9 protein-coding genes are annotated in these 9,906 nt (G+C 75.9%); 1 reads left to right on the top strand and 8 read right to left on the bottom strand.

All coding sequences use genetic code 11. The features are described from left to right. Positions 1–100: 100 nt before the first annotated feature. From hrpB to ACZ402_RS03375, 8 genes are all read right to left on the bottom strand, one after another. Positions 101–2,659 carry an ATP-dependent helicase HrpB gene (hrpB, locus tag ACZ402_RS03410; protein WP_375822250.1) on the bottom strand — a complete coding sequence of 853 codons (2,559 nt, stop codon included), beginning with the start codon at positions 2,657–2,659 and terminating at the stop codon, positions 101–103. A gap of 62 nt (positions 2,660–2,721) precedes the next feature. Beyond that, entirely contained in the window at positions 2,722–3,348 is a 627-nt protein-coding gene (locus tag ACZ402_RS03405; RefSeq protein ID WP_375822251.1) for a peptide deformylase, read from the bottom strand. Continuing rightward, positions 3,345–4,706, bottom strand: coding sequence for a phosphoglucosamine mutase (gene glmM, locus ACZ402_RS03400; RefSeq protein ID WP_375822252.1), 1,362 nt, complete (start codon positions 4,704–4,706; stop codon positions 3,345–3,347). Before glmM ends, ACZ402_RS03405 begins: the two co-directional genes overlap by 4 nt. Positions 4,707–4,851: 145 nt before the next feature. Beyond that, positions 4,852–5,340 carry a 30S ribosomal protein S9 gene (gene rpsI / locus ACZ402_RS03395; RefSeq protein ID WP_375822253.1) on the bottom strand — a complete coding sequence of 163 codons (489 nt, stop codon included), beginning with the start codon at positions 5,338–5,340 and terminating at the stop codon, positions 4,852–4,854. 45 nt (positions 5,341–5,385) lie between these two features. Further along, a complete protein-coding gene (gene rplM, locus ACZ402_RS03390; protein ID WP_021479847.1) occupies positions 5,386–5,829 on the bottom strand; it encodes a 50S ribosomal protein L13 in 444 nt (147 codons plus the stop codon). Positions 5,830–5,999: 170 nt separating this feature from the next. Then, on the bottom strand, positions 6,000–6,944 hold the full coding sequence (gene trhO / locus ACZ402_RS03385) for an oxygen-dependent tRNA uridine(34) hydroxylase TrhO (RefSeq protein WP_375822254.1): 945 nt from the start codon (positions 6,942–6,944) through the stop codon (positions 6,000–6,002). A gap of 42 nt (positions 6,945–6,986) precedes the next feature. Next, on the bottom strand, positions 6,987–8,681 hold the full coding sequence (locus tag ACZ402_RS03380; protein WP_375822255.1) for an ABC-F family ATP-binding cassette domain-containing protein: 1,695 nt from the start codon (positions 8,679–8,681) through the stop codon (positions 6,987–6,989). A gap of 108 nt (positions 8,682–8,789) precedes the next feature. Then, a complete protein-coding gene (locus ACZ402_RS03375; RefSeq protein WP_375822256.1) occupies positions 8,790–9,350 on the bottom strand; it encodes a DUF937 domain-containing protein in 561 nt (186 codons plus the stop codon). Between the two features lie 136 nt (positions 9,351–9,486). On the opposite strand from ACZ402_RS03375, the gene ACZ402_RS03370 reads away from it, so the two are divergent. Next, positions 9,487–9,888, top strand: a complete 402-nt coding sequence (locus ACZ402_RS03370) for a DUF5709 domain-containing protein (protein WP_375822257.1) — start codon at positions 9,487–9,489, stop codon at positions 9,886–9,888. Positions 9,889–9,906 lie beyond the last annotated feature (18 nt).

Genomic DNA, 9,906 nt, shown 5'->3' with positions numbered 1-9,906 from the left:
GTGACGAGTCTTCCGCCCCGCGGCGCGCGGCGTCGTCATCCCGACGAACGACTTCCCGCGGCGAGAGCGTACGTCGTGAGGACCAGGGCCCTCCACCTGGTCAGGCGTCGCGTCGACGCGGGCGCGGCGTGCCCCGCAGCGGCCGGGCGGACCCCGGGTCCTCCGGCCACGCGTGCTTGGGGTAGCGGCCCCGCAGCTCGGCGCGCACCTGCGGGTAGCCCTGCACCCAGAACGAGGCCAGGTCCGCCGTGACCGCGGCCGGACGACCCGCCGGGGACAGCAGGTGCAGCAGGACGGGCACGCGCCCGTCCGCGACGCGCGGCGTGCTCGCCCAGCCGAACGTCTCCTGCAGCCGGACCGCGAGCACGGGCTGGTCCTGGCCGTAGCCCACCGCCACGCGCGACCCGCTCGGGACCTCGAGCCGCTCGGGCGCGAGCGCGTCGAGGCGGGCCGCCTCCGGCCACGGCAGGAGGCGGCGCAGCGCACCCGCGAGGTCTGCGCCCTGCCCCGTGCCCCGCCCGCGGGCGACCGCCGGAAGGTCGGGACCCAACCAGGCTTCGAGGGTGTCCAGGAGCGCGTCGTCACCGACGTCGGGCCACGGGTCGCCCAGGACCCGGTGCAGGAACCGCAGACGGTCCCGGAGCCGGAGCGCGCCGTCGGACCACGGGAGGCCGTCCAGACCGTCGCGGCGCAGCCCGTCGCGCACGGTCGCCGCGAGCAGGTCCGCCGGCGGGTCCCGCCACGGCTCGCGCGCGAGCTCGATCGCGCCGAGCGAGGTGACCCGGGCGGCGCGTACGCGCCCGCCCGCCCATTCGGCGACGCCGGTCGTCCGCAGCGCGGGCGCCGCCGCCGCCCGCGCCGTCGCCTCGTCGACGGGCGCGGCGGACCGCACGACGGCGTCCGCCCGGCCCGGCGCGCGCTCCACGTCGGCGACCGCGAGCCACGGCACACCCTGCAGCGGCGAGCCCGCGGGCAGGCGCGCGCCCGCCCCGGACACCAGGAGGTAGGTCTCGCCGCCGGGTCGCAGGCGGGCGAGCCGGTCCGGGTGGGCGAGCGCGACGACGTGCCCGACGTCGGCGTCGTCGGTCCGCCCGCGCCGTGCGGCCGGACCCGCTCCCCGGGGCGAGCCGTCCTCGGTCGCGGCGGCGCGCGCGACCCGCGCGAGCCGGTCGCGCTGCGCGGCCCAGGCTCCGGTGCCCGGACCTCCGCGGCGCAGCGCGCGCAGCGCCGCCGGGAGGTCGGCCCCGGGCACGCGCACGTCCTCGGAGAGCAGCGCCACGACCTCCGCGGCGAGCTCCGCCCCCACCTCGGGGGCGGCGTCGAGCAGCGCCCGGGCGCGGCGCGGGTCCGCGGGGACGGCGGCGATGCGGCGTCCGAGCGGCGTCACCCCGTCCGGCCCGACGGCACCCAGGCCGTGCAGCACGTCGCGCGCGGCGGCCCAGGCGGCTGGGGGCGGCGGGTCCAGCAGCGCGAGCCCTGCACCGTCGGGGCTGCCCCAGCACGCGAGCTCGAGCGCGAACCCGGTGAGGTCCGCCGTGCGGATCTCCGGCTCCGGGTGCCGCGCGAGGCGCGCGTGGTCGCCCTCCGACCAGCAGCGGTACACCGCTCCCGGACCCTCGCGCCCGGCCCGTCCCGCGCGCTGCTCGGCACCCGCCCGGCTGACCGCGACCGTCACGAGGCCGGGCAGCCCCCGGCGGACGTCCGTCCGGGGCTCGCGCGCGAGCCCGGCGTCCACGACGACCCGGACGCCCGGGACCGTGAGCGACGACTCGGCGACCGCCGTCGAGACCACGACCCGGCGCCGCGGCCCGGGCTCGAGCGCCCGGTCCTGCTCGCGCGCGGGCAGGCGGCCGTGCAGCGGACGCACGTCGACGTCCGGCAGCCCGCGCGCCAGGGCTCCCGACACGGTGTCCACCTCGCGCGCGCCGGGGACGAACACGAGCACGTCGCCCGTGCGCTCGCGCAGCGCGCGGTGCGTGGTGGCGACCACGTGGTCGAGCAGCGCGGGCGACGTGCCGCGGGCGTCGGTGCGCGGACCGCGCGCGGGGCACCAGACGACGTCGACGGGGTGGAGGCCGCCCTGGACCTGCACCACGGGGACGGGTCGCGCTCCCCCGCCGAGCGCCTCTGCCGTCCGCCCGGCCTCGACGGTCGCGGACATCGCGACGAGCGCGAGGTCGTCGCGCAGGTTCTCGCGCACGTCCGCCAGCAGGGCGAGCGCGAGGTCGTCGTCCAGGTGCCGCTCGTGCACCTCGTCGAGCACGACCCCCGCCACGCCCGGCAGCTCCGGGTCGCGCTGGAGCCGGCGGACGAGCGTGCCCGTGGTGACGACCTCGACCCGGGTGCGTCGCGACGTCCGCGACTCGCCCCGCACGGTGTAGCCCACGGTGCCACCGAGCTCCTCGCCGAGCAGGGTCGCGAGCCGCCGCGCCGCCGCCCGGGCCGCGAGCCGCCGGGGCTGCGTCACGACGACGCGGCCGCCGGGGGCGTCCTCCAGGGCGACGGCCAGGGCCGGCGGCACGAGGGTCGTCTTGCCCGTGCCGGGAGGCGCCTGCACGACGACGGCACCCGCGGCGTGCACCGCGGCGACCACCTCGCTCAGGTGTCGGCCCACCGGCAGGTCGGGCGGAGCGGCGAGGAGTCGGGCGAGCGGGTCCACCCCGGTAGTCTCGCGCGCCGACCCGCCCGCATCGAACCGCGGACGGTGGTCCGGGCCCCGCCTCAGCCCGGGCTGCCCGGGAGCCGCGCGACCGCGAGCGTGGACGCCAGGGTGCGCAGGTCCGCGGCGTCGACGTAGAGCTCGCCGCGCAGGTGGTCGGTCTCGTGCTGGACGATCCGTGCCGCCCACCCGGTGAGGACGTCGTCGAACGGCTCGCCCGCCTCGTCCTGCCCGGTGAGGCGCACCGAGCGGGCGCGCGTGCGCTCGGCCTGCCAGCCGTGCACCGAGAGGCAGCCCTCGAAGAACGTCCTCGTCTCGTCGCCGACTGCCTCGTACCGCGGGTTGACCAGCACCCGGAAGGCGAGCGGGGGACGCTCACGCTCGTCATCCGCGTCGGGGGTGCCGGGGTCCTCCACGACGGCGATCGCGAGGCCGATCCCGACCTGCGGCGCCGCGAGCCCCACCCCGGGCGCCGCGTGCATCGTCGCGCGCATCGCGTCGAGGAACCGCGGCAGCACGTCGCCGAGCTGCCCGGCGTACGGCACGGCCGGCGTGCGCAGCACGGGCTGGCCCGCCTGGACGATCGGCAGCACGCCGTCGTCGTACGCGTCGAGGAGCGCGACCACGTGCTCGCGCAGCGCCTCGTCGACCCCCTGCCGCACGCCCGTCGTCCGTCCCGTGGCGCTCACAGCGCGAGCCGGTCCCGCACGACGCCTCCGAGCCGCGCGGCGACCGCGTCGGCCTGCTGCTGCGTCGCCGCCTCGACCATGACGCGCACGAGCGGCTCGGTGCCCGACGGACGCAGCAGCACGCGGCCGGTCTCGCCGAGGGTCCGCTCCGCGTCCGCGACGGCGGCCTGGAGCTCCTCGTCGCTCGACGCCCGCGCCTTGTCCACGCCGGGGACGTTGAGGAGGGTCTGCGGGAGGCGCTGCACGACGCTCGCCAGGTCGGCGAGCTTCTGCCCCGTGGCCCGCACGCGCGCGGCGAGCTGCAGGGCCGTGAGCACGCCGTCGCCCGTGGTGGCGTAGCGCGACAGCACGATGTGGCCCGACTGCTCGCCCCCGAGGCCGTACCCGTGCGCCCGCATCTCCTCGAGGACGTACCGGTCGCCGACCGCGGTCTGGACCGTGGTGATCCCCGCGTCGCGCATCGCGAGCAGGAGGCCCAGGTTGCTCATCACCGTCACGACGAGCGTGTCGTGCGGGAGCGCGCCCTCGTCCTTGAGCGCGAGCGCGAGCACGCCCATGATCTGGTCGCCGTCGACGACGGTGCCCCCGTGGTCGACGGCGATGCAGCGGTCCGCGTCGCCGTCGAACGCGACGCCGAAGTCCGCCTCGGACGCCACGACGACGGCCTGGAGCTGCTCCGGGTGGTTCGAGCCGCACGCGGCGTTGATGTTGCGGCCGTCCGGGCTCGCGTTGATGACCACGACGTCGGCGCCCGCCGCGCGCAACGCCGCGGGGCCGACGTCGCTCGCCGCGCCGTTCGCGCAGTCGACCGCGATGCGCAGGCCCGCGAGCGGCTTGTGGTCCTCGTCCGCCCCGATGCTCGCCATGAGGTGCTCGACGTACGCGCCGCCGGCGCGCCCCGAGTCCGGGGAGATCCGGCCGACCGCGCCGTGCGTCGGGCGCTGCCACTCCTGCCCGAGCAGGCTCTCGATCCGGTCCTCGACCGCGTCGTCGAGCTTGACGCCGCCGCGCGCGAGGAACTTGATCCCGTTGTCCTGCATCGGGTTGTGGGAGGCCGAGATCACGACGCCGAAGTCGACGTCCATGGTGCTCGTCAGGTACGCGACGGCCGGCGTCGGCAGCACGCCCACGTCCTTCACGTCGACGCCCGCGCTCGCCAGCCCCGCGATGAGCGCCGCGCCCAGGAACTCGCCGGAGACCCGCGTGTCGCGCCCCACGACCGCGCGCGGCCGGTGGCCCTCCTCCTGCCCGCTGCCGAGCACGCGCGCCGCGGCGACGCCGAGGTCGAGGGCGAGCTCGCCCGTCACGTTGCCGTTCGCCAGCCCGCGCACCCCGTCGGTGCCGAAAAGCCGTCCCATGGAAAGTCCTTCCTCGACCGGCCGTACGTCGACCGTACGACCGCCTGCCCTGCCCCGCGCTCGGCGGGCTTGGTCACCGTCCCTCACAAACGACGTCGGCCCCGGTGGACGAGGTCCACCGGGGCCGACGAGCGCACAGCGCGGATCAGCGCTTGGAGTACTGCGGTGCCTTACGGGCCTTCTTGAGACCGGCCTTCTTGCGCTCGACGACGCGGGCGTCGCGAGTGAGGAAGCCGGCCTTCTTCAGCGCGGGGCGGTTGTGCTCGGCGTCGATCGCGTTGAGCGCACGCGCGATGCCGAGGCGCAGCGCACCGGCCTGGCCGGAGGTGCCGCCGCCGCTGATGCGGGCGACGACGTCGAAGCGACCCTCGACGTCGACCAGCTTCAGCGGGGAGTTCACGAGCTGCTGGTGAACCTTGTTCGGGAAGTAGTCCTCGAGCGTGCGCCCGTTGATCTTCCACTGCCCGGTGCCGGGGACGAGGCGCACGCGCGCCACGGCCTCCTTGCGGCGGCCCAGGGCCTGGCCGGGGGCGGTGATGCTCTGGCCGCGGCCCGTGGGGGCGGCGGACTCAGAGGTGTAGGTGCTGGGCGTCTCGTCGCCCAGGGTGTCGGTGTCGACGGTGGTCTCGGCCACGGGTGGTGTCCTCGCGTCTCTCTGTGCGCTACGCCTGGGCGGCGATTACTGCGCGACCTGGGTGATCTCGAACGGCTTCGGCTGCTGCGCGGCGTGCGGGTGCTCGGCACCCGCGTAGACCTTGAGCTTGCCGAACTGGGCGCGACCGAGGGTGGTCTTGGGGAGCATGCCGCGCACGGCCTTCTCCACCGCACGCTCGGGGTGCTTGTCGAGCAGGTCGCCATAGGCGACGGCACGCAGACCACCCGGGTAGCCGGAGTGGTTGTAGGCCATCTTCTGCTCGCGCTTGTTGCCGCTCAGGGCGACCTTGCCGGCGTTGATGACGATGACGAAGTCACCGCCGTCGACGTGCGGAGCGAAGGTCGGCTTGTGCTTGCCGCGCAGCAGGGTGGCCACGTGGGTGGCCAGGCGGCCCAGGACGACGTCGGTCGCGTCGATGACGTACCAGTCGCGCTGGACGTCGCCGGGCTTCGGGGTGTACGTACGCACGGTCGTAGCCTTCGTTTCTGTCTCAGAATGTCTTCTTCGGCCGCTGAAGCGTGCGACCGAGAGGGCAGGTCGTTGCGCGGCGGGCTCGGTCGACACCCGCTCCTTGGCCGGCAGCGAGTGGGCGCGCTAGCGACACGGGTGTCGTGAGATGAGCACAACGACTCACCAGACTACCCGCGGGGCAGGCCGCCGGTCAAAGCGGCCGGACGGGACTCGGGGCTGGATGCCGGGCGCTCCGCCACGCACGTCGCGCAGCGGGTCGAGCGGGCCACGTGCACGCAGTCCGGGCAGTACAGGCGCAGCGTCCGGCAGCTCGCGTCGGCGCAGTTCTCGTACTTCGCCGTCGCCGCGCCGCACCCCGTGCACGCGCCCAGCGGGGTCGACCCCGGGCCGAGCTCGACGTGCATGCGCTCGTCGAACACGTACAGCGAGCCCTCCCACAGCCCCTGGGCGCCGTACGCCTCGCCGTACCGCACGACGCCGCCGTCGAGCTGGTACACCTCCTCGAAGCCGCGGGCGGTCAGGAGCGCGGAGAGCACCTCGCACCGCACGCCCCCGGTGCAGTACGTGACGACCGGCCGCTGCTTGAGGTCGTCGTAGCGGCCCGAGTCGATCTCGGCGACAAAGTCGCGCGTCGTGGCGACGTCCGGCACGACCGCCCCACGGAACCGCCCGATCTCCGCCTCGAACGCGTTCCGGCCGTCGAACATCACGACGTCGTCGCCCCGCTCGGCCACGAGGTCGTGCAGGGCCTGCGGGCTCAGCCGGGCCCCGCCCCCCACGACGCCGCGCTCGTCGACCACGATCTCGTCGGGGACGCCGAACGCCACGAGCTCGGGACGCACCTTCACGGACAGGCGCGGGAAGTCCCGGCCCGTGCCGTCGGACCACTTGACGTCGACGTCCGCGAAGCCGGGGTACTGGCGGGTCGACTTCAGGTACTGCTTGAGGTCCTCGACCGTCCCGCCCAGCGTCGCGTTGATCCCGTGCTCGGCGACGATCACGCGTCCCGTGAGGTTCCAGCGCTCCCCCAGCGCCCGCTGCCAGAGCTGCACCGCGCGGGGGTCGGCCAGCGGCGTGAAGGCGTAGAAGAGCACGATCTTGTGGACGGCCATGCCCACCAGGATAGGGAGGCGGACGCCGCCCCCCGCACGCGGCTACCGCGCCCGCTGCACGCGCTCGACGTCCCAGACAGGCTCCGGCGCCTCGACGACCTCCCCGTCCCCGCGGAACACGAGGAAGCGGTCGAACCCGCGCGCGAACCAGCGGTCGTGCGTCACCGCGAGCACGGTGCCCTGGAAGGCCGCGAGGCCGGCCTCGAGCGCCTCCGCCGAGTGCAGGTCGAGGTTGTCGGTCGGCTCGTCGAGGAGCAGGAGCGTCGCGCCGTCGAGCTCGAGCAGGAGGATCTGGAACCGCGCCTGCTGCCCCCCGGACAGGGTCTCGAAGCGCTGCTCCGCCTGGCCGACCAGCTCGTAGCGGTCGAGCGCGCGGCTCGCGCCCTCGCGGCCCATCCCGGCGCGGTGACCGTCGCCCCGGTGCAGGATCTCGAGGAGCGTGCGCCCGCGCAGCTCGGGGTGGTCGTGGTTCTGCGCGAACCAGCCGGGCCGCACGCGCGAGCCGAGCACCGCGCGACCCGTGTGGGCCACGGGGTCGGGCCGGACGCCGTCGGACGTCGCGGGGTCGGGGACCACCCCGGGCTCGGGGTCGGTCCCGCCGGCGGCGAGGAGCCGCAGGAAGTGCGACTTGCCCGACCCGTTCGAGCCCAGCACCGCGACGCGCTCCCCGAAGAACACATCGAGGTCGAACGGCCGCATGAGCCCCGTGAGCTCGAGCGCGTGGCACGTCACGGCACGCTTCGCCGTGCGCCCGCCCGCGAGCCGCACGGTGACGCGCTGCTCGCGCGCGAGCACCTCCGGGGGGCCCGCCTCCTCGAACTTGCGCAGGCGCGTCTTCGCCGCCTGGTACCGGCTCGCGAGCCCGTCGTTGTAGGCGGCCTTGGTCTTGAGCGTCTGCACGAGCTCGCGCAGCTTGGCGTGCTCCTCGTCCCACCGCCGCGCGAGCTCCGCCAGGCGCTCGCGCCGGTCGGCGCGCGCCTGCGCGTAGGTCGCGAACCCGCCGCCGTGCACCCAGATCGTCCCGCCGCCCGGCGTCGGCTCGAGGGTCGCGACCTGCGTCGCCGTGCGGGACAGCAGCTCGCGGTCGTGCGAGACGTAGAGGACCGTCTTGGGCGACGCGACGAGCCGCTCCTCGAGCCACCGCTTGGTCGGGACGTCGAGGTGGTTGTCCGGCTCGTCGAGCAGCAGGACCTCCTCCGGGCCGCGCAGCAGCGCCGTGAGCGCGAGGCGCTTCTGCTCGCCCCCGGACAGCGTGCGCACGTCGCGCCACTGCGCCTTCTCGAACGGGACGGACAGGACCTCGTCGGTGACCTCGTCCCACGCCGCCTCGGCGTCGTAGCCCCCGACGTCGGCCCAGTCGACGAGGGCCTGCGCGTACCGGAGCTGGGCGGGCTCGTCGTCGACGGTCATGATGCCGTGCTCCGCCGCGGCGAGCTCGAGCGCCGCCTCCTTGACCGCGGCCGGTGCGAGCTCGACGAGCAGGTCGCGGACCGTGCGGTCGTCGTCGATGCGCCCCACGTCCTGCCGCATCACGCCGAGGCCGCCGCTGCGCACGACCGCCCCGCCGTGCGGCGCGACGTCACCCGTGACGATGCGCAGCAGCGTCGACTTGCCGACGCCGTTCGGCCCCACGAGGGCGACCCGCGCGCCGTCCGCGACGCGCAGGCTCACGCCGTCGAGGAGCGTGCGCCCGTCGGGCAGGTGATACGTGACGTCGCTGAGGTCGAGGTGTCCCACCGGCCCATGGTCTCCCGGCCGGGCCTGCCGGGTCACGTGGATTCCACGCTCCCCGGCCGCGCCCGCGCCGCCGCGCCCCGGGCCGGACGACCGCGGATGCCGCCGGGCTCAGCGCCGGCCGCCCCCGAGGAGCCCGCCCAGACCGCCCAGGAGGTCGCCGAGGCCGCCCCCGGACCCGCCGGAGCCGCCGCCCAGCAGACCGCCGAGCAGGTCGCCCAGACCGCCGCCCGCGCCCTCCTGCGCCGTCGGGGCGGACGTCGCGCCGGAGTCCTTGCCGCCGAGCTGCTTCGCGAGGAACGCCAGCGCGATCGGCGCGAGCGCGGGCAGGACCTTCGACAGCAGCCCCTGCTGCGTGCCCGTCGAGTCGGCGAGCTGCGCGACGACGGCCTCCTCGTTCGACCCGAAGACGTGGCGGACGATCTTCTCGCCGTCGGCCGTGTCCACGTCGTCGAGGTCCACGCCGCCCTCGACGAGCGACGGGTCGTGCTGCGTGAGCGCCTGGCCGAGCGACGCCGCGCCGGCGGGGTCCTGCGCGTTCGCCCGGAGCCCGCCCAGCAGGGCGGGGAGCGCCGCGCCCACGGCCTGCTGCGCCGTCGCCTCGTCGACGCCGAGCCGACCGGCGAGCTGGTCGAGCGGGATGGTGGACAGGATGTCGTCGATGCCGGCCATGGTGGTCCTCGGTTCTCGGGGTCGTTCGGGGAGGCCACGACGCGCGCGACCCGTGCCACGGTATCGCCCGCAGCACGTCGGTGCAGGTCCGGGCGCAGATGCTGCGTCGGACCGCGCGAGGTGCCACTGTGGACGCATGAGCGAAGACACCACCGGCACCAGCCCGGACCCGGAGACCGGCGCCGAGGGCGACAACGACCAGCTCCAGGCCGAGGACACGCTGCTCGACCGTGGCGTGGACGACGTGCTCGACGAGGGCTACTCCCCGCCCGACCGCCCGCGCAAGAACCACCACGGCGAGACGCCGTGGGAGGAGGTGCACGGCGAGACCCTCGACCAGCGCCTCGCCGAGGAGGAGCCCGAGGACTGGGACCGCGACCCGCTCGAGCGCCCCGACGACACCCGGTCGGGCCGCCTCGTCGCGGACCCCGACGCGCTCGACGGGCGCCAGAACGACACCTACGCCGACGACGAGGGCATCTCCGGGGGTGCCGCGGGCGCCGAGGAGGCCGCGGTGCACGTCGTCGAGGAGCCGTGACCGCGTAGCCCCGTGGCG

Source organism: Cellulosimicrobium sp. NPDC030954 (genome assembly GCF_055571305.1).
Note: the sequence above shows the minus strand (reverse complement) of the source record. Positions and strands in the feature narration are given on the sequence as shown.